Source organism: Pseudomonas putida (assembly GCF_030159595.1).
Classification (GTDB): domain Bacteria; phylum Pseudomonadota; class Gammaproteobacteria; order Pseudomonadales; family Pseudomonadaceae; genus Aquipseudomonas; species Aquipseudomonas putida_AC.
Genome location: NZ_BSKJ01000007.1, coordinates 177,057 through 195,651 on the forward strand (window position 1 = coordinate 177,057; position 18,595 = coordinate 195,651).

The 18,595-nt window shown below is 63.0% G+C and carries 14 protein-coding genes; 11 read left to right on the forward strand and 3 right to left on the reverse strand.

The annotated features are described in order from the left end of the window. Positions 1-123: 123 nt before the first annotated feature. Positions 124-1,812 carry a sigma-54-dependent Fis family transcriptional regulator gene (locus QQL85_RS17275; protein WP_284354668.1) on the reverse strand — a complete coding sequence of 563 codons (1,689 nt, stop codon included), beginning with the start codon at positions 1,810-1,812 and terminating at the stop codon, positions 124-126. A gap of 374 nt (positions 1,813-2,186) precedes the next feature. Between QQL85_RS17275 and QQL85_RS17280 the strand changes: the two genes are divergently transcribed. The 7 genes from QQL85_RS17280 (at position 2,187) to QQL85_RS17310 (ending at position 7,782) form a co-directional block, all read left to right on the forward strand. Continuing rightward, a complete protein-coding gene (locus tag QQL85_RS17280; protein ID WP_019097312.1) occupies positions 2,187-2,444 on the forward strand; it encodes a phenol hydroxylase subunit in 258 nt (85 codons plus the stop codon). A 55-nt stretch (positions 2,445-2,499) separates the two neighbouring features. Continuing rightward, entirely contained in the window at positions 2,500-3,495 is a 996-nt protein-coding gene (locus QQL85_RS17285) for an aromatic/alkene monooxygenase hydroxylase subunit beta (protein ID WP_284354667.1), read from the forward strand. Beyond that, complete coding sequence (locus QQL85_RS17290; protein ID WP_019097310.1) at positions 3,492-3,761, forward strand: MmoB/DmpM family protein; 270 nt, start codon at positions 3,492-3,494, stop codon at positions 3,759-3,761. The genes QQL85_RS17285 and QQL85_RS17290 overlap by 4 nt, the downstream gene beginning before the upstream one ends. Before the next feature lie 32 nt (positions 3,762-3,793). Next, positions 3,794-5,308, forward strand: coding sequence for an aromatic/alkene/methane monooxygenase hydroxylase/oxygenase subunit alpha (locus QQL85_RS17295; protein ID WP_284354666.1), 1,515 nt, complete (start codon positions 3,794-3,796; stop codon positions 5,306-5,308). A 65-nt stretch (positions 5,309-5,373) separates the two neighbouring features. Continuing rightward, entirely contained in the window at positions 5,374-5,733 is a 360-nt protein-coding gene (locus QQL85_RS17300; protein WP_284354665.1) for a phenol hydroxylase subunit P4, read from the forward strand. Positions 5,734-5,744: 11 nt separating this feature from the next. Beyond that, entirely contained in the window at positions 5,745-6,806 is a 1,062-nt protein-coding gene (locus QQL85_RS17305; protein WP_284354664.1) for an NADH:ubiquinone reductase (Na(+)-transporting) subunit F, read from the forward strand. A 76-nt stretch (positions 6,807-6,882) separates the two neighbouring features. Continuing rightward, complete coding sequence (locus QQL85_RS17310) at positions 6,883-7,782, forward strand: SphA family protein (protein ID WP_284354663.1); 900 nt, start codon at positions 6,883-6,885, stop codon at positions 7,780-7,782. A 152-nt stretch (positions 7,783-7,934) separates the two neighbouring features. Here QQL85_RS17310 and QQL85_RS17315 read toward each other — a convergent pair whose 3' ends face one another. Further along, entirely contained in the window at positions 7,935-8,633 is a 699-nt protein-coding gene (locus QQL85_RS17315) for a pirin family protein (protein ID WP_274080585.1), read from the reverse strand. Positions 8,634-8,808: 175 nt separating this feature from the next. On the opposite strand from QQL85_RS17315, the gene QQL85_RS17320 reads away from it, so the two are divergent. After that, entirely contained in the window at positions 8,809-11,325 is a 2,517-nt protein-coding gene (locus QQL85_RS17320) for a UvrD-helicase domain-containing protein (RefSeq protein WP_284354662.1), read from the forward strand. Between the two features lie 7 nt (positions 11,326-11,332). Here QQL85_RS17320 and QQL85_RS17325 read toward each other — a convergent pair whose 3' ends face one another. Beyond that, the gene (locus QQL85_RS17325; protein ID WP_349816487.1) at positions 11,333-16,207 is read right to left on the reverse strand and encodes an NEL-type E3 ubiquitin ligase domain-containing protein; all 4,875 of its coding nucleotides are present in this window, start codon (positions 16,205-16,207) and stop codon (positions 11,333-11,335) included. Between the two features lie 181 nt (positions 16,208-16,388). On the opposite strand from QQL85_RS17325, the gene QQL85_RS17330 reads away from it, so the two are divergent. The 3 genes from QQL85_RS17330 (at position 16,389) to QQL85_RS17340 (ending at position 18,586) form a co-directional block, all read left to right on the forward strand. Next, positions 16,389-17,315, forward strand: coding sequence for an alpha/beta fold hydrolase (locus tag QQL85_RS17330; RefSeq protein WP_284354661.1), 927 nt, complete (start codon positions 16,389-16,391; stop codon positions 17,313-17,315). A 75-nt stretch (positions 17,316-17,390) separates the two neighbouring features. Then, positions 17,391-17,810, forward strand: coding sequence for a VOC family protein (locus QQL85_RS17335; RefSeq protein ID WP_284354660.1), 420 nt, complete (start codon positions 17,391-17,393; stop codon positions 17,808-17,810). Then, entirely contained in the window at positions 17,807-18,586 is a 780-nt protein-coding gene (locus QQL85_RS17340; protein ID WP_284354659.1) for an alpha/beta fold hydrolase, read from the forward strand. Before QQL85_RS17335 ends, QQL85_RS17340 begins: the two co-directional genes overlap by 4 nt. Positions 18,587-18,595: the final 9 nt, after the last annotated feature.

The window sequence follows — 18,595 nt, forward strand, 5'->3', positions numbered from 1 at the left end:
CCGCTTGAACGTTGGGGCTGGCTGGTAGCACAACGCTAGTGCAGGGTGGCCGATGGCGCCAATGCCGCGCGATAGTCGGGGCTGTCTGGCAGCCCCAAAAATCTCAACCTGTTGCGCAAATGCTCAAGGTTTTTCGGGTGCCTTCTTCAGCCTGTAGGCCAGTGCCGGGCGGGTCATGCCGAGCAGGCGTGCGGCTTCAGAAACGTTCTGCCCACAGCGCTGCAGGGCCTCCTGCATCAGCGCTTCCTCGACAGCGTCCAGGCCAGTGCCGCTGTCGAGAATCTGCGAAACCCAGCCGGGCGCGGCCTGGTCACTGGCCGCCACCAGCCGGCCATCGCTGCCCAGGCCAATGCTGTCGATAGCCGGCGGCGCATGCGGGAACAGCGCGTCCAGGCCGATGCTCTGGTTCTCGTCGGTGATGATCACGCCGCGTTCCATGAGGTTTTCCAGCTCGCGGATGTTGCCCGGCCAGTCGTACTGCAGGCATACCTGCAGGGCCTTGTCGCTGAGGCCGCGGGTTTTCTTGCCATAGCTCTGGTGCAGGCGGCCGAGGAAATGTTCAATCAGCAGCGGAATGTCTTCGCGGCGCTCCCGCAGCGCCGGGATGTGTACCGGGAACACGTTCAGACGGTAGAACAGGTCGGCACGGAAGCGCCCGTCCTTCACCGCTTGCTCGAGGTTTTCGTGGGTGGCGGCGATCACCCGCACATCCACCGGCCGCGTGCGGCTGTCACCCACCCGTTCCAGCTCGCCTTCCTGCAGCACACGCAACAGGCTGGCTTGGGCGCGCGGGGTAAGCTCGACGATTTCGTCCAGGAACAGCGTGCCGCCGTTGGCCCGTTCGAAGCGGCCCATGCGTGCCTGCTGGGCGCCGGTGTAGGCGCCTTTCTCGACGCCGAACAGCTCGGCTTCGATCAGGTCTGGCGGGATGGTTGCGCAGTTCAGCGCCACGAACGCTGCACCGGCACGCTCGCTGCGCAGGTGCAGGCTGCGGGCGATCACTTCCTTGCCAACCCCGGTTTCACCCAGCAGCAGTACCGACGCCTTGCCTGGGGCAACCTTGTCGGTGAGCGCGCAGCAGCGCCGGTACACCGCCGACTGGCCAATGCCGTAGAACTGCCCCGACTCGTATTGCAGGCGCTGGCGCAGGTTGGCCACCTGCACCTGCAGCGATTGCAGCTCGTCAATCACAGGGTCGCTCTGGAAGTAGCGCAGGAAGGTTTCGGCATCCTCCCATTGCTCCACCGGCTTGCCGATGATGCGGCATTCGCTGCCACCGCAGCCGCGACAGCTGATCTCCTTGTACAGCACCTGTCGGCCAAGGAAGAACGAGCTGTAGCTGATTGCGTAGCCGAGCAGCATCCAGCACACCGGTTGCTCGGAATGCAGGCCTTCGGATTGGCAGTTTTCCACCTCGAAGGAGTCCTGCCACTCGATATCGGCGTAGAAGTGGCCGTTGTCCAGGTCGATTTCCAGCTGCAGCGGGCGCACCTTGACCATGCCCTTGAGCGAATGCAGCTGCGGGCCGATGAAGAACATGTCCACCGGGCTGCCATTGGGGCGCAGTTTGCGCGCAAGCTCGGCGTCCTTCAGGCCCGACTGGTAGCCCAGGCGCAGGAAAAAGCCCTTGGCCCGCTCCACACCGAGCATTTCGATCAGTTCGCGGCGCATGCTGGCCATGGTCGCGGCCTGCACCAGCAGCATGCGCTGCTCGTCTAGCCAGATCTTGCCTTCGGTGCCTTCGAACCGTACCCGTTCGGTCAGGTCCTTCAGCGCCGGCGCAGGTTCAGGCGCCCTGTACTGGGTAATCATTCGCTTGCGCCCCTTGTTTGTAGTTGTATGGGGAATCGGCGTGCGCCCGCTCAGGCAAGGCGGGTTTGCTGGTCACGCCGGGACGACCGCAGTCTGCAGGCAAGGCCTGGGTCGTTCTCTTTTCTAAACCGCCTGAAAGCGGCGCAAAAGTCAATCGCCGGTGACGTTTGCCATTTGCTCAAACGGCGCTGGCGCATTTGAGCAAATGATCAAACGGGCAGCCTGCAGCGTGCGCATAGCGCTGCCTCAGGGCAACGCGTAAACAAATTAAAAGCCTTTAAAAACAATTGGTTGGGTTTAGTTCTTGGCGATTTCAACGCGCCTGGCACAGCCGTTGCTCTAGCCCATGGCACGTCCAACCAGAGCACCAGCGCATGACTCAAGCCACCACCACCTTCGAGCAAATGCCGCGCTATGTCCGCGTACGTAGCGAGCCGGACGCGGCCTTCGTCGAGTTCGACTTTGCCATCGGTTACCCGGACCTGTTCGTCGAACTGGTCCTGCCGCGCACGGCCTTCGCCAGCTTCTGCGCCAGCAACCGGGTGCGCCACATGGACGCTGCGATGGCCGCTGCCGTCGATGCCGACATGCGCAAGTGGCGCTATGGCGAAAGCCGCGACGCGGACGATTGAAGCGCCGCCTGCCGGCGCATTGCATCCCCACAACAACAAGTACAGGACGCCTTGCATGAGTATCGAGATCAAGACGGCCACGGTCGAGCCGATCCGCCAGACCTTCAGCCACATTCGTCGGCGCTTCGGTGACAAGCCGGCCAGCCGCTACCAAGAAGCCAGCTTCGACATCGAGGCCGCCACCAACTTCCACTACCGTCCGCTGTGGCAGCCCGAGAAACGGCTCAACGACCCCAGCCGCACCGCCGTGCAGATGGCCGACTGGTACGCCGTCAGCGACCCGCGCCAGTACTACTACGGCACCTATGTGCAAGCCCGGGCACGCATGCAGGAAAACGCCGAGCACAGCTTCGCCTTCTGCGAAAAGCGCGAGCTGCTGGCCAGCCTGCCGGCCGAAACCCGGGCCTTGGTCGCTCGCTTGCTGCTGCCGCTGCGTCATGCCGAGCTGGGCGCCAACATGAACAACAGCGGCATCGCTGCTGACGCCTTCGGCACCAGCGTCACCCAGATGCACATGTTTCACGCCATGGACCGCCTGGCCGTTGCCCAGTACCTGTCGCGCATCGGCCTGCTGCTGGAGGACGACGGCCTGGCGCTGCTGGCCGAGGCCAAGCAGCGCTGGCTGGACGAGCCGGCTTGGCAAGGGCTGCGCCGCTATGTGGAGGACAGCCTGGTGGTGCGTGACTGGTTCGAGCTGAGCCTGGCGCAGAACCTGGTCAGCGACGGCCTGCTGTATCCGCTGTTGTTCGAACACTTCGATGCGCAGTTGGTGGCTATCGGGGCAGGGCAACTGGGCATGCTCACCGAGTTCATGCGCCTGTGGTTCGCCGAAAGCCAGCGCTGGGTCGACGCCCTGGTCAAAACCGCTGCTGCCGAAAGCCCGCACAACCGTGAATTGATCGAGGGCTGGGTAAGCCAGTGGCGCAGCCGTGCTGTGCAGGCGCTGTTGCCGTTGGCTGAAGCAGGCCCCGGCCGCGACGCACTGGACGCCATCGACAGCGCCTTTGGTGCACGCCTGAAAAAACTCGGCCTCAGTGGAGATGCCGCATGACTTCCCTCGTGTACATCGCCTTCCAGGACAACGACAGCGCCCGCTACATCGTCGAGGCCATCACCCAGGACAACCCGCATGCCCAGGTGCAGCACCAGCCGGCGATGATCCGCGTGCAGGCCGAAGGGCGCCTGGAAATCCACCGCGCCACGGTGGAGGAAAAGATTGGCCGCGAATGGGACGTGCAGGAAATGCTGATCGACGTGATCACCCTCGGCGGCAACGTCGAGGAAGACGAAGACTGCTTTGCCCTGCACTGGAACTGATCCGCACAACGACAAGAACAACGGAGACCACCATGGCCGCCAAGCGCCTCAACCAGAAAGACAAGTACCGCTGCCTGACCCGTGACCTGGGCTGGGAGCCAAGCTACCAGAGCAAGGACGCCATCTACCCCTACGAGCGGTTCGAAGGCATCAAGATCACTGACTGGGACAAGTGGGAAGACCCGTTCCGCCTGACCATGGACGCCTACTGGAAGTACCAGGCCGAGAAAGAGAAGAAGCTGTACGCCATCTTCGATGCCTTTGCCCAGAACAACGGCCACCAGAACATTTCCGATGCCCGCTACGTCAACGCCCTGAAGCTGTTCCTGAGCGGCGTCACACCCCTGGAGTACCAGGCCTACCAAGGCTTTGCCCGGGTTGGCCGGCACTTTGGCGGCGCCGGCGCGCGCGTGGCCTGCCAGATGCAGGCCATCGACGAGCTGCGCCATGTGCAGACCCAGGTGCACGCCATGAGCCACTACAACAAGCACTTCAACGGCCTGCATGACTTTGCCCACATGCACGACCGGGTGTGGTTCCTGTCGGTGCCCAAGTCGTTCTTCGAGGATGCGCGCACGGCCGGCCCGTTCGAGTTCCTCACCGCCATCTCGTTCTCGTTCGAGTATGTGCTGACCAACTTGCTGTTCGTGCCGTTCATGTCGGGCGCCGCGTTCAACGGCGACATGGCCACGGTCACCTTCGGCTTCTCGGCGCAGTCCGACGAAGCCCGGCACATGACGTTGGGCCTGGAGGTGATCAAGTTCCTGCTGGAGCAACACGAGGACAACGTGCCCATCGTGCAGCGCTGGATCGACAAGTGGTTCTGGCGTGGTTACCGGCTGTTGACCCTGGTCGGGATGATGATGGACTACATGCTGCCGAACAAGGTGATGTCCTGGGCCGAAGCCTGGGAGGTGTACTTCGAGCAGGCCGGTGGCGCGCTGTTCAAGGACCTGGAGCGCTACGGCATCCGCCCGCCGAAGTACGTCGAGCAGACGACCATCGGCAAGGAACACATCAGCCACCAAGCCTGGTCGATTTTCTACCAGTACAGCCAGGCCACCAACTTCCACACCTGGATCCCCACCGACGAGGAACTGGATTGGCTCTCGGCCAAGTACCCGGACACCTTCGACCGCTACTACCGGCCGCGTTACGAGCATTGGCGCGACCTGCAAGCGCGCGGCGAGCGTTTCTACAACCCGACGCTGCCGATGCTGTGCCAGATCTGCCAGATCCCGCTGGCCTTCACCGAGCCGGATGCGCCCACGCAGCTGAGCCACCGTAGCCTGGTGCATGAAGGCGAGCGTTACCACTTCTGCTCCGATGGCTGCTGCGACATTTTCGCCCACGAGCCTGAAAAGTATGTGCAGGCCTGGCTGCCGGTGCATCAGATATTGCAGGGCAACTGCGGTGGCGGCGATGTCGAGTCGGTGGTGCGCGACTACTACAACATCGACCCTGGGCAGGACAACTTCGAATACCAGGGGTCGCCCGAGCAGCAGCGCTGGCAGGCCTTGCAGGGCGCCGGGCGCAAGGCCGGCTGAGCGATCGAACTGCCAGGGCGCCGTTGACGCGCCCTGGTCCTGACAAGAACAAGAGGAACAACGCCATGCCCGTGACCGCCATCGGCACCTACACTGCCCAGCCCCTGGACCGCCAGGCCAACTTCCACGGCGCCCAGCTGGTGTACCTGTGCTGGGAAAACCACCTGCTGTTCTGCGCTCCGTTCACCCTGCCGGTTGACCCGGCGCTGCCCTTTGCCGCTTTCATCGAGCAGGTGGTCAAGCCGGCCATTGCCCTGCACCCGGATGCTGCCCAGGTGGACTTCGCCACTGCACGGTGGCGCCTGGATGACCAGCCCTTCACGCCCGACCTGGCCCGTGGACTGGCAGCCAACGGCATCACCCACAAAAGCCTGCTGCACCTGCACACCCCCGGCCTTGAAGGCCTGGGCGGCAGCCACAACTGAGGAATGCCGCCATGAGCTATCAAGTCACCATCGAACCCACCGGCGAACAGATTGAAGTAGAGGAGGGGCAGACCATCCTCGAAGCCGCCTTGCGCCAAGGCGTGTGGTTGCCGTTTGCCTGTGGCCACGGCACCTGCGCCACCTGCAAGTGCCAGGTACTGGAAGGCGAGGTCGACCTCGGTGCTGCTTCGTCCTTCGCCCTGATGGACATGGAGCGCGACGAGGGCAAGGTGCTGGCTTGTTGCGCCATCCCGCAGAGCGACCTGGTCATCGAGGCCGACATCGACGTCGACCCGGACTTCGCCGGCCTGCCGGTGCAGGACTACCACGCCGTAGTCACTCGGCTGGTCGAACTGTCACCGACCATTCGCGGCGTGCACCTGAAACTCGACCGGCCGATGGCCTTCCAGGCCGGGCAGTATGTGAACCTGCAACTGCCTGGCATTGAAGGCAGTCGCGCATTCTCACTGGCCAACCCGCCCCAGCAGGCGGACGAGGTGGAACTGCATGTGCGCCTGGTGGACGGCGGCGTGGCCACCCGGCACATTCACCAGCAGCTCAAGGTGGGCGATGCGCTGGCGCTGTCCGGCCCATACGGGCAGTTTTTCGTGCGCAGCTCACAACCGGGCGACCTGATTTTCATCGCTGGCGGCTCGGGGCTTTCCAGCCCGCAGTCGATGATTCTCGACTTGCTGGCGCGTGGCGATACCCGCCGCATCACCCTGTTCCAGGGCGCCCGGACCCGTGCCGAGCTGTACAACCGCGAACTGTTCGAAGGGCTGGCCGCCCGCCATGCCAACTTCAGCTATGTGCCAGCCCTCAGCCAGGCTGCCGAAGACGCGCAGTGGCAAGGTGCGCGCGGTTATGTGCATGACGCGGCCAGGCAGCATTTCGATGGCCGCTTCAACGGCCACAAGGCCTACCTGTGCGGCCCACCACCCATGATCGATGCGGCCATCACTTGCCTGATGCAGGGCCGACTGTTCGAACGCGACATCTTCATGGAGCGCTTCTACAGCGCCGCAGACGGTGCCTCCGAAGGCCAGCGTTCGGCCCTGTTCAAACGCATCTGAACCTTTTGGCGTCTGGCTCCCTGGCCACAGGGGGCTGGCGTGCACCCGACCGATAACAACAAGAAAGGTTGACCCGATGACCCCGACCCTTGCAAACCTGCTGCGCCTTGCCGTGTGTGCCTCGTTGTTCGGCGCTGCCAACCTGTCCCATGCCACCGAGGGGGGCGGCACGTCCTACCCGCTCGGTGCCGAAAACTACATGTCTGGCGCCATGCCGCCACCTGGCTTCTACGGCCAGCTGTTCGTCAACCACTACGAAGCCGACAACCTGCGCGGCAACGACGGGCGCAAACTGCCGGTGGACTTTCGGGTGCGCGCCAACGCCCTCGTGCCGCGGCTGATCTGGGTAAGTGATTACACCGTGCTGGGTGGCAGCCTGGCGCTACATGCCATCGTGCCGCTGGTGGATGTGAAGGTCTCGCTCAATGGCCAGTCGCAGCACAACAGCGGCCTGGGCGACGTGATCTTCGGCCCGGCACTGGGCTTTCACCACAGTGACAAGTTTCACAGCATCCTGGCCTTCGACATGATTGCCCCCACCGGCCGCTACGACAAGAACGACCTGGCCAACCCTGGGCGCAATTACTGGGTGTTCGAGCCGGTGTATGCGATGAGCTACATCGACCCGGCCGGGCTCAACCTGGATGCCAAGGTGATGTACGACTTCAACCGGCGCAACCCGGCCACCGATTACCGCTCGGGGCAGGAGTTTCATGTGGACTATGCCGTGGGTTGGGGGCTTGGGAATGGTTGGGTGCTGGGGGTAGGGGGGTATTACTATCGGCAGACGACCGATGACCATCAGGATGGCGAGCGTATCGAAGACAACAAAGGGCGAAGCTTTGCGATTGGCCCGTCGATCAAGTACAGCGGCAAAGATGGCTGGTTCGTGACGGCGAAGTGGTCGAAGGAAACCGAAGTGCGCAACCGCGCCCAGGGTGATGCCTACTGGCTGAAGCTGACCTTGCCCTTCTAAACTACGCGATCCCTGTAGGAGCGGCCTTGTGTCGCGATCGGGCTGCGGAGCAGCCCCTCGAATTCTGCCGTACTACAGATATTGCTGGGGCTGCTCCGCAGCCCGATCGCGACACAAGGCCGCTCCTACAAAGAGCGCATACAGCGCAGGCCTCAGGCCACATCCACCAGCACGATTTCGCTGTCTTCGATGGCGGTCACCCGCAACACCTCTTCCTGCTCGATCGCCACACCATCGCGCGCCTTGGCCCGCAGCCCGTTGACTTCCACCAGGCCCTTGGCCGGCACCAGGTAACCCCGGCGTGCGGTATCGAAGCGGTACTCGGCCGTTTCACCCGCACGCAAGGTGGCAGCCACCAAGCGTGCATCGGTGCGAATCTGCAAGCTGTCTTCATCGCCTGCGCGGCCGCTGGCCAGGGTCACGAAACCTTCGCCACGCTCGCCTTTGGGGAACGGCCGGCTACCCCACTGCGGTGCTTCACCTGTGCGCTCCGGCACGATCCAGATCTGGAAGATGCGTGTGTCGACGTCTTCCAGGTTGTACTCGCTGTGCACGATGCCGGTACCGGCGCTCATCACCTGCACGTCACCGGCTTCGGTACGGCCCTTGTTACCCAGGCTGTCCTGGTGGCTGATCGCGCCTTCACGCACATAGGTGATGATTTCCATGTCGCGGTGCGGGTGCGGCGGGAAGCCGCTGCCAGCCGCAATCAGGTCGTCGTTCCACACCCGCAGGTTGCCCCAGTGCATGCGCGCCGGGTCGTAGTACTCGGCAAACGAGAAATGGTGGTGGGCGTCGAGCCAGCCGTGGTTGGCGTGGCCGAGGCTTTCGAAAGGTCGCAGTTGCAGCATGATCGTGCTCCTTGAATCAGTGGAATGACGCCATGATGCGCTAAAGAAATATCTAAAATAAGCGTAAATATCGGCTTAAAACAATCATATTTATAGATTGATAAGCCTGCGTACAGGGATTCGCTTCATCGCCTAATCCACTGATCCGTAAGCATTCGCTGGCGATTTTTTGCCGATGCGGCGAACATGCCCGCTGATTTTGTTTTTCAACGGAGTGACCGTGGCCCACGAGCAACCCCAGGCCCCCGCCGACCTTACCCCTCCTTCCCAATTGCCCTGGTTTCGCCGCCTGGCTGCCCGTCTGCTGGGACGTGGCCTGACCCGCCTGCAGGCCCAGCATCGCGACTCCTGGTTCCTCGGCCACGCCACCGGCCAGCGCGCTGGGCATGCCGATGGCGTTCATGAAGGGTTCGAGCGCGGTCGGGTGGAGGGGTATGAGGCCGGGCGCCAAGTGCTGGTGATTCGCGATACGCGCCCCGACACTGCCGCTGTGCCTGGACAGGACGACAACCTGTTCGACGATTGGCGCCTGCCGCTGACTGCCGAGCTGAAAAAGCGTTTCAAGGCCGATGTCGCTCAACGCCTGCCCGCCGAGGCCCAGCCCAGTGCTGCGCAATGGAAGCTGATTTTCAGTGACACGCCATCCACCTGCGTGGTGGCCGGGGCCGGGGCGGGCAAGTCCACGTCGCTGGTGCTGCGCATTTTGCTACTGCGCCATTACCTGGGCTACGAGCTGGACGCGATGACCGTGGTCACGTTTACCCGCGAGTCGCGTAAGGACTTCATCAAGCGCCTGTTGCAAGTGTTCGCCCTGTGGCAGATCAACCTGCAACCCGTGCAGGCACGCGAGCTGGTGCGCACCTTCCATTCGCGCATCCTGCCGCTGGTGCGCAGCCTGCCGGGTTTCGACCAGGTGCGCGCATTCGAGACGCTGGGTAACGAGATGCCTGCCGGGCGTGAGGCCGAGGCTGACAGCAACCCGTTCGACCTGCGCCTCAACGATGCCCAGCGTCAGCAGTTGAACCAGTGCTACAGCAGCCTGCTGGGCGAGAACCCGCGTTTTGCCGAGCTGGTAGCCCTGTTGCGCAGCGAAGCCCTGCAACTGAAACCCCTGGACCCGAACAACCCCGAGGTGCAGAAGCGCGCCCAGGTAACCCAACTGGCGGCCCAGCGCGACGAAGAACTGTGCGATGTGATCGAGGACCTGTGGTTCGCTGCTGGCGCCTGGCCGATCAAGGGCATCGAGCCTTGCCGCGAAACCGTCGATATCCGTGGCAGCCGCTTCCATGTGCATGGCCGGCTGCAAGGCCAGGGGCCTTTGGTGGTGCTGGGCTTCGACCCGGCGGAAAGCGCGCAGTACCAGCGCCCTGGCGCCAAGCTGGCCGTGCGTGCCGAGTGGGCGGTCAAGCGCACCTTGTTACAGGCCTTCTGCGACCGGCCGTTGATCTGGCTCGACAACTACGCCATGGCCCGACGCCTGGCCGCATCGTTGGCAGGCGATGCCGTGGCCGGCCCCGGCTTCGAGTACAAGGTCAAAGGCGAACTGGCCCCGGCGCCGTTGCTGGATGCTTTCGTCAGTGCGGCCAACTTCATCGAGAACCTTGGCCTGGACGTGAACAATGCGGTGGCGGCGATGAGCTTCCCGTCGGGCGACAGCGATGCCGTGTTCTTCGAGACACTGGCCCTGTACTGGAAAGCCCTGGAGGCGCACCTGCTGGACCAGTCGCCACCGGTGATGAGCTACAACCGTATGTTCGCCTTGTTTGGGGAGAACAACCCGGAAAACCTGAAACTGCTGCCCGACCCGCTGCTGCGGCCACTGGCGCACCTGATGATCGACGAGTTCCAGGACGTGTCGCCGCAGATCGTCAGCTGGCTGCGCGCCAGCCTCGCCGATATTCGCCGACGCGGCCCGGCCATGCACATCGGGCGCCACGCCCAGCATTCGTCGCTGCTGTGCGTGGGGGACGACTGGCAGTCGATCTACGGCTGGCGCGGCAGTTCGCCCAAGTATTTCATGGAGTTCACCAAGGCCTTCCCGTCACCGGCCAACACGCGGGTGATGCTGGTCGACAACTACCGCTGCCAGCAGCAAGTGATCGACGCGGCCGAGCATCTGGTCAAGGGCACCCCGGCAATTGCTGGCAAGAAAGCCCGGGCCAGTGGCCCGGCAGCCGAACTCCCGGGTTCGCCAGTGAAGGTATTCGACCGTGACGAGGCCGCTCTGGGCGAAACGCTGATGGAGCACTATCAGCGGGGCGAGACAGTGATGATGCTGTACCGCAAGGGCAGCGACAGGGCCTTGATGAACGAGCACCTGCAAAGCGTGCTGCACGCCGAAGCCGCATTGCCGGCCGAACAGCGCCGGCTGCGCCAGCTGACCTACCACAGTGCCAAGGGCTTGCAGGCCGATGCGGTGTTCATGCTGGGCGACTGCCAGTACCTGACGAGCTCGCCCTACAAGAACCAGGTGTATCGCCAGGCCGGGCTGGGCAAGGCCGGTGATGCCCAACCGTTCGATACGGCGCAGAAGGAAGAAGTGCAGCGTCTGGCTTATGTGGCGGTGACCCGTGCGGTGCAGCATTGCTATTGGCATGTGGAGGCCGCCAATGCTGATGCGGCGGCGGCCCCGCGGGCGTCCAGCCAGGTGGATGGCCGGCAGGCCTTCTTTGAAGACCTGCGCGGGCAGTGAGAGCCGCTTAGCCGCCGAGGGTTTGTGCCTGGCGAGTGAGGCTGGTCAGCAGGCCGGTTTCAACCTGTTGCTGCTCGGCAGTCAGCACGTCCACCCCCTGGCGGTACTGCTGCTCGTTGATCGAGACGCGACGCAGTATTCCTTGAGCATTCAATGGGCTTTCAGGCATGACGCCGGCCAGCGCTCGTAGAACAGAACTGTCCAGGGAGGTGACCGGGTCGGCGGTTTCATCCAGGCAGTAGTACAGGTAGTCCAGGCCCGGTCGCCAAAAATCGGTGATCAGGCTGAACTGTGCCGCCTGCTCACGTTTCAGGTACCCAACCCAGCCCGGCTGCTGGTTCAACCATTGTTCCCGAGCGCTGGCATCCGTATCCAGCGCCAGGACCGCAGCTTTCACCCGGTCGATGATGGCCTGGTTGATCCTGGCTGTGTCGCGGTACAACATGCCTCGGCTCGGTTCGGGATAGTCCAGCGCTGTCGCCAAGGACTGGCGCAAGGCCAGGCGCATTTCGATATCGTCCACCAGTCCCGTTTCCAGGTCGATGTCCGGAAAGGCGAAGGGGTCGTCGAGCTCATCGTATGAGGGGAGGTCTTCATCGAAGACACCCTCGAGCAGCGCCTGTTTACGCAAGGACCTTTTCAAGCTGATGCGGTCGGCCAGTTGATTGACCTGATCGCGTCGATACAGCTTGCGATACAGGCTCAGCAGATCGGTCGGTCGGCTACCTGCATAGCCTGCCGCCTCGTGGGCCAGCACTTCTATCTCCAGGGCACTGAAAGCGTCTGCTCCCGCGTCCCCACAGGTTGGGGGGAAGTCGCCGGCCACAGTGGCTAGGCGTTCACGCAGTTCGGTGTCCTGGGCAACTTCTCCCAGCAAGTCCCAGACACGTTCGCTCAGGGTTTCGGCATCGCGCCGCGCTTCTGCCGACTGGGCGAGACGCTCCAGTACCCCTAGCAGCGCCGCGTTTTCACCTTGGTCGAACACGTCGCTCCACAGTTGCTCTTCGGCATTGCTCGCTTCGCCGCGGAAAATGCTTTGCCACTGCGGCACGTCTTCTGCGTGCTCGAATACGTTGACGCCACTGCTGCTCAGGCGTGCTCGTGTTTGGGCTTCCAGCGTGTTGTAGTTGAACAGCCAGCGGCGCTCAGGCAGGCGTGCGGCGACGTCACGGGCGAAGGGGGTACGCAGCACCCCTGGCAGGTCTGGCAGCGTGCGAATGCGGTTGGAGGAGAGGTTGAGATAGCGCAGTCGGTACTGGGGCTGGATCATGAGGGTGGTCAAGCTGTCGGGCCACTGCTCCAGCTCGCAACGCTCGAGGTCCAGGTGGCTGAGGCGGGCCATGAAGCGCAGGTCAGGCGGCAGCTGCAATGGGTTGCCAGGCATGTGCAATACCATGGGGTGAATCATGTCCTGAAAACGGGCTGCGAGGGTTTCATCGAGTGTGATCTGATTGTTGCCCAGGCCCAGTGCATCCAGTGGCAAGCGCGCAAGGAAACTCAAGCTGGCGTCATCGAGTTGCAGACGGTTACGGCTGAGGCCGAGTATTCTCAGGCCGGGCATCGCTTCGATGGCTTGTTGGGCAGTGGCTGTAAGGGCAGTCAAGCCATTGCTTGTCAGGCCCAGCTCGCGTAGCCGTGGCGCAGACTTGAGCGCCTCGAACAGTGTTTCGGCGTCCATGTCAGGGTTGCCGATGATTTCCAGGTTTTCCAGGTTGGGGAAGTTTGACAGCAAGCCGCTGTCCAGGCGCTGCAGTTGCAACCCATCAAACGTGAGTTGCCGGATATGCGGCATGCGAGCAGTGAACGTTGGCAACGCTTGCAACTGCATGCGGTCCAGCACGAGCGCCTCACGCTGCGCGCCGCCTTCACGCCGGGAAGCACTCATCAGTCGCTCGGCGCACTGCTGGCGATCAAAGCGCTCTTCCAGGGAAGCTGAGGCACTGACCCAGCGGTTGAGGTCACGGCTGAGGGTGCGCTGTTCTGCTTCCAGCCGACTGATGGCGATACCCAGGTCGCCCCCTTGGGCAAGATCAGCTTGCAGCGCACTGATTTGTGGGCTGCTGAGTTCGGGGTAGAGTGCCCGGAGGCGGCGCGCGGCTGGCAGGCCCCGACCACTCAAAGGGTAGCCAAGTTGGCCGTTGGCCATGCGCAAGGGTGAGCGGAAGCTCGGCTTGATGGGCTGTTGGCCAAGCAGTGAGGCGCAGCGCTGGCGATCGGCGAGGGCAAGTTGCAGCAACTGGGCCGAGTCAGCCTGTGGGTGCTCGGCTTGCAGGGCCTGTTTCAGGCGTTGGCTGTCATCGCTAGCCAGGCTACGCCTGAACATGCCGAGGATGGCGCGGTCTAGCCGCGCACGGGCTTGCAGACGGCGGGCTTCTTCGGCAATGCGAAGCGGCACCCGTCCGTTTGTCAGGCTTAGCCGTTCGGCGTTGCTGATGTTGGCCAGTAACGCTTCAAGCGCACTGTCCGGCAGGCCGGGAAACTGCCGGGCGAGGGAGTGGGCGGCGGGGGGAAGGACGGAGCGGCGGCTTTGTTGCAGGCTGCTGAACAACGCCTCGCGATGTGCTTCCAGGTGTGTAGCGAGCGTGTTGTTCAAGGCAGAAGGTCGCTGCTCGGGCGGCGTGTCACCCAGCAGTTGCAGCGCGGTCTCTTCATCCATTTGAGCCAACACGGTCTGGCTCAGTTGACCATTGTCCAGGTCGGTGCGGGTGACTTCGATTTCTACCTGCCCTGTCGAATGGGACGGGCCGTAGCGCACAGACTCGCCCCAGGGTTCTGGCCCTTTGTAAACCTTGAGTACAGTCCCCTCAGGCCACCCCGGCAGGCGCAGCAGTTCAGGTAAGGCAAAGTTCTTGTACGCTGCCAGCGGCAGCCCATGGCGTACGCGATCAATGATCTGTTGAGCCTCGTTGTCGAGTTGCAGGCGTTGCAAGGTGTCGATCAACAGGGCGGGTGGGCGTGAGCCTGTTGCCTGGTTACGCCGTAATACACCTTCATCGGTACCGGTACTGCGCATGGCGTAGTCCAGCTCGCTTTCGTCCAGGCCAGTGGTGTAGTTGCCCAGGCGGCTCATGAGTTGCTGGTGGTCCCATTCCAGCGGTTGTTCATGGTCGAGTTGCCAGCGGGCGTTGCCATGATGCAACAAGCGTGGCGCATAGGCCTGGGCATCATCAGGGTGGCGCACGCGCCATTGTTGCTCAGCGTCCTGAAATACTTCGTATAGCGTCCCATCCAGCTTCAGGTAGGTCTTCCCATCGACGTGCACATGGCCGAGCGAATCGGGTTGAGTTCCCTCAGGGATAGCCGCTGGGCTTGCATACGGCTTCATGTCGGGGTGCCAGAGCACTTCCTGATCTTCGTGCCACACACTCGTCAGTGCATCGACGAAGCCTGATGCCTGAACGATCTTGGCGCCCACCGCAAAACCGGCAATGACCGCCGCATTGATGGCCAATGATTCCAGTTGCACCAGCGCTTGCTGGCTATCACCTTCTTCCCAGGCCTCGAACCCGGTGAACACAGAGCTCATCAGTTCGTAGGCGAAAACGCCAAGCATGACGGTGTTCAGCCCGGGCACGAAGAACGCAGCCACGTTGAGCACAGTCATGCCGATGTCGAACCAATGCTTCAGGCGCTCGTTGCGGGCCTTGGCGTCTACGTCGGCAGTGGGGACAGCAATGATTTTCGCGTCGGCCTTCATGCGCGCAAGGTGCGCGTTGTACAAGGTGGCCCAGGGATCGGTGCGGATGGGCGAGGGGGTGAAATGGAGTACAGGCTTGTGTCGGGGTTTGCGTATGCCTGCATCGTCCTTCTCGAACAGCGCGTTCTCCAGCTTGTCGGCCAGTTCCTGTTGCCTGTCCTTGTAGGCGAAATGGACCAAGGCACGACGGAATGTGCTTTGCAGCAAGCGGCTACGCAGGTGCTTGCCGGCTGCCTGGCGTGAGGCAAACTCCCTGACCGGGTGCTCGTTGTCTTCAGGTATGTAAACAATGCACGGGTTTATCTGGCCAGGCTCGTCGGGCCCGATGAACAGGATTTCGTGGATGGGGATACCGAACAGGCTGAAATTCCAGCAGCGCAACGGCTGTTCATCATAGGTGGGCTGGGGCTTGCCATCGCATAACTGAATGAGCGCATTGCCTGCGCGGTCGCTCAACAGGCCTTTGAGCGTTGCGATCAGTGCCTGCACCCTCAAGGCTTCACGGCTGGCGTGTATCGACAGGCGCTGGACTTCAGCGCGGTTGGCGCCTTCGTGGGTTGCCAGCAGGTGGTCTTGATAGCGCTGGCCAAGGTCCAGTGCCCGACAATGCTTGACGAAGTCCGCCATCGTCAGGCCTGGCAAGGGGGTTTCGCTGCCTGCTGCACATGTGAGCCTGCTGTAGGCGCCTACTTCATCCAGGCCCTCGAAGTTGTGCAGGGCCGCTTCCAGCAAGCTACGTGCTTGCGGCTCGCCCACAGGGCGGGTGGCCAGCACATCCACCTTCTGGTCAGGGAACAAAGGCACTTCCAGGTCGGGAACGCCGGTCCAGATATCGGCATCGGCTTCAAAGGGCTGGAAGACATACTGCGCTCTGTCTACGCGCACATTCACCTTCAACCGCTCGGTCAGCAGAGGGGTGCTGAAGGTGATGATGTCTTTGAAGCCCGCAAGCGCTGTCTTGAGTTGCGCCAGGCATTTGTTTCGCACCTTGATGGCGTTGCGCAGCTGCTCGCGCGAGGGCGCATCGGCAGTGGCATACCATGTGTAAGGGGTGCCATCTTCAGCCAGATAGTCCCTGCGCAGGCTTTGCACCACTTTTTGCGTGTGCGCGGGGTGAAGCGCCTTGCTCCATTTCGGCAGTGCGCGGGTTATCTGGCTTTGATGTAGCGGGGTGGGGGTGGTCATGGTCATTACCTCTTGCGTAGAGGGGATAGTCCACGCTCTTCAAGGCGCCGTGGTGCGGTAGATAGTTGTCGGTAACGGTCGGTCTTGCGCATGCGCGGGTCGGTGAGGGGCCAGCAGCGAGGGGAGATCTGCGAGAGGGTGAGGCAGGCCATGGCGCAGGCTTCAGCCAAGGAGAATTGCAATGCGTTCGCTGTGCAGTCCGAAAGATCACCTGCTTGACCTCGATGGTATTGAAATAGCGGTCCGCACCTGGGGCGCCGAAGACGGTATTCCCGTATTGGCCTTGCATGGCTGGCTGGACAACGCGGCCTCGTTCGAACGCCTGGCACCGATGCTGGATGGCTGCTTCGTGGTGGCCCCCGACCTGGTCGGCCATGGCCGCTCGGATCACCGCCGCCACGACAGTGGCTACTACCTGTGGGAGCATGCCGAAGACATGCTGGCGGTGACCGACAGCCTGGGCCTGGCGCAGTTTCATGTGTTGGCCCATGGCATGGGCACCGGGGTGGCATCGCTGCTGGCGGCCATGACCAGTGGCATTGCCAGCATGACCTTCCTCGACGGCATGGGTGCACCGTTCACGGTGGCCGAGGATGACCGCGTGCAGCACCTGGCGCGGGCTTACCGGCTCAAGCGCATGGTGCAGCGCAGCCAGCTACCCGGTTTTGCCGAGCCGGACGTCGGCCGCTTCGACGACCTCGACACCGCCCTGGCGCAACGCCGCGAACGCCTGGACACCGAGCTGTCGGAAGGTGCCGCACGGCTGTTGGCGTTGCGCGACCTGCTGCAACTGGGCGATGGCTACTGCTGGCGCCACGACCCGCGGCTGGTGTTGCCCGAACCCATGCCGCTGACCGAGCGCGAAGCCTGCGAACTGCTCAGCCAGATCCGCTGCCCGTTGTACCTGCTGTTCGGCCGTCAGGGGGCATTTACCGGCGAAGCTTTTACCCGGCGCGAGGCAGCCTTGCCTGGTCAGGCGAAGATTTCGTGGCACCCGGGCGGGCACCACTTCCACCTGGATGCCCCGGACCGGGCGCTGGTCGATCAGTTGTTGCGTATCCTCACGCGCCATGAAGGGGGCGTGCTGCAACGGTTGGTGAACGAGTAGCTGATTCTGGTCACGCCGGGCGAAGCTGGGCTATGGTGGCGAACGTATTCGCACACACGGCACAAGGAGCCTGGCATGCGACCGTTCGCTATCAAGCACATAGACCATCTTGTTCTGCGGGTCAGCGACCTGCCGCGCAGTGTTGCCTTCTACACCGAGCTGCTGGGCTGCACGGTCAGCCGCGTACGCGAAGACCTGGGCATGGTGCACCTGGCCACGGGCACGGCGATGATCGACCTGGTGACCCTGGACGGCCCACTGGGCCAGCCAGGCGGGGCGGCACCGGGGGTGGAGGGACGCAACCTGCACCATTTCTGCCTGCGTATCGATCCGTTCGACGAGGCGGCATTGACGGCCTACCTGGAGGCCGCCGGGGTCAAGGTTGAACCTGCCGAGAGACGTTATGGTGCCGAAGGCGAGGGGCTGTCCCTGTATTGCTACGACCCGGATGGCAACCAGGTCGAGTTGAAGGGGCCGGTGGCGGAGGCGGTATGAGCGAGCTGCACATTCGCGAGCACTGGATCGATACCACGCAAGGCAAGCTTTTCGCCCAGGAGTGGGTGCCACTGCATGTGCAGGGTGCGCCCATTGTCCTGCTGCATGATTCGCTGGGTTGTGTGGCCCTGTGGCGTGACTTCCCGGCACAGTTGGCGCAAATCACCGGTCATCGGGTAATCGCCTACGACCGCTTGGGCTTTGGCCGTTCCGACGCCCACCCAGGCAGGTTGCGCATGGGTTTTGTCGAAGAAGAAGCGCGGCAGGGGTTCACGGCGCTGCGTGAGTACTTTGGCATTGCAGATTTCATCGTCTTTGGCCACAGCGTTGGCGGCGGCATGGCCGTGGCCTGCGCGGCGGCCTTCGCAAGACAGTGTGTGGGGCTGATTACCGAGTCGGCACAGGCGTTTGTCGAAGCACGCACCCTTGAAGGCATTCGTGCAGCCGACCTGCAGTTTGCCGAGCGCGGCCAGCTGCAACGGCTTGAGCGCTACCACGCCAGCAAGGCTGAATGGGTACTGCGTGCCTGGGTGGACAATTGGCTGTCTGAGGATTTTGCCGAGTGGAACCTGGATGCCGTGTTGGCGCAGGTCCGCTGCCCGCTGTTGAGCCTGCATGGCGATAACGACGAGTTCGGCTCGCCAGCGCACCCCGAGCGACTGGTGGCGTTGGCGGGCGGGCCGGCGGCGATGCAGTTGCTGCAAGGGTGTGGGCATGTACCGCATCGGGAACAGGCTGAGGCAGTCCTGACGGAAGTCGCACAGTTTTTGCGGTGATGCCTTCGT

What these genes read in the sequence shown, in the direction of transcription:
- QQL85_RS17275 (WP_284354668.1), bottom strand. Translation starts at nt 1,812, where the DNA reads ATGATTACCCAGTACAGGGCGCCTGAACCTGCGCCGGCGCTGAAGGAC.
- QQL85_RS17280 (WP_019097312.1), top strand. Translation starts at nt 2,187, where the DNA reads ATGACTCAAGCCACCACCACCTTCGAGCAAATGCCGCGCTATGTCCGC.
- QQL85_RS17285 (WP_284354667.1), top strand. Translation starts at nt 2,500, where the DNA reads ATGAGTATCGAGATCAAGACGGCCACGGTCGAGCCGATCCGCCAGACC.
- QQL85_RS17290 (WP_019097310.1), top strand. Translation starts at nt 3,492, where the DNA reads ATGACTTCCCTCGTGTACATCGCCTTCCAGGACAACGACAGCGCCCGC.
- QQL85_RS17295 (WP_284354666.1), top strand. Translation starts at nt 3,794, where the DNA reads ATGGCCGCCAAGCGCCTCAACCAGAAAGACAAGTACCGCTGCCTGACC.
- QQL85_RS17300 (WP_284354665.1), top strand. Translation starts at nt 5,374, where the DNA reads ATGCCCGTGACCGCCATCGGCACCTACACTGCCCAGCCCCTGGACCGC.
- QQL85_RS17305 (WP_284354664.1), top strand. Translation starts at nt 5,745, where the DNA reads ATGAGCTATCAAGTCACCATCGAACCCACCGGCGAACAGATTGAAGTA.
- QQL85_RS17310 (WP_284354663.1), top strand. Translation starts at nt 6,883, where the DNA reads ATGACCCCGACCCTTGCAAACCTGCTGCGCCTTGCCGTGTGTGCCTCG.
- QQL85_RS17315 (WP_274080585.1), bottom strand. Translation starts at nt 8,633, where the DNA reads ATGCTGCAACTGCGACCTTTCGAAAGCCTCGGCCACGCCAACCACGGC.
- QQL85_RS17320 (WP_284354662.1), top strand. Translation starts at nt 8,809, where the DNA reads ATGCGGCGAACATGCCCGCTGATTTTGTTTTTCAACGGAGTGACCGTG.
- QQL85_RS17325 (WP_349816487.1), bottom strand. Translation starts at nt 16,207, where the DNA reads ATGACCACCCCCACCCCGCTACATCAAAGCCAGATAACCCGCGCACTG.
- QQL85_RS17330 (WP_284354661.1), top strand. Translation starts at nt 16,389, where the DNA reads ATGCGTTCGCTGTGCAGTCCGAAAGATCACCTGCTTGACCTCGATGGT.
- QQL85_RS17335 (WP_284354660.1), top strand. Translation starts at nt 17,391, where the DNA reads ATGCGACCGTTCGCTATCAAGCACATAGACCATCTTGTTCTGCGGGTC.
- QQL85_RS17340 (WP_284354659.1), top strand. Translation starts at nt 17,807, where the DNA reads ATGAGCGAGCTGCACATTCGCGAGCACTGGATCGATACCACGCAAGGC.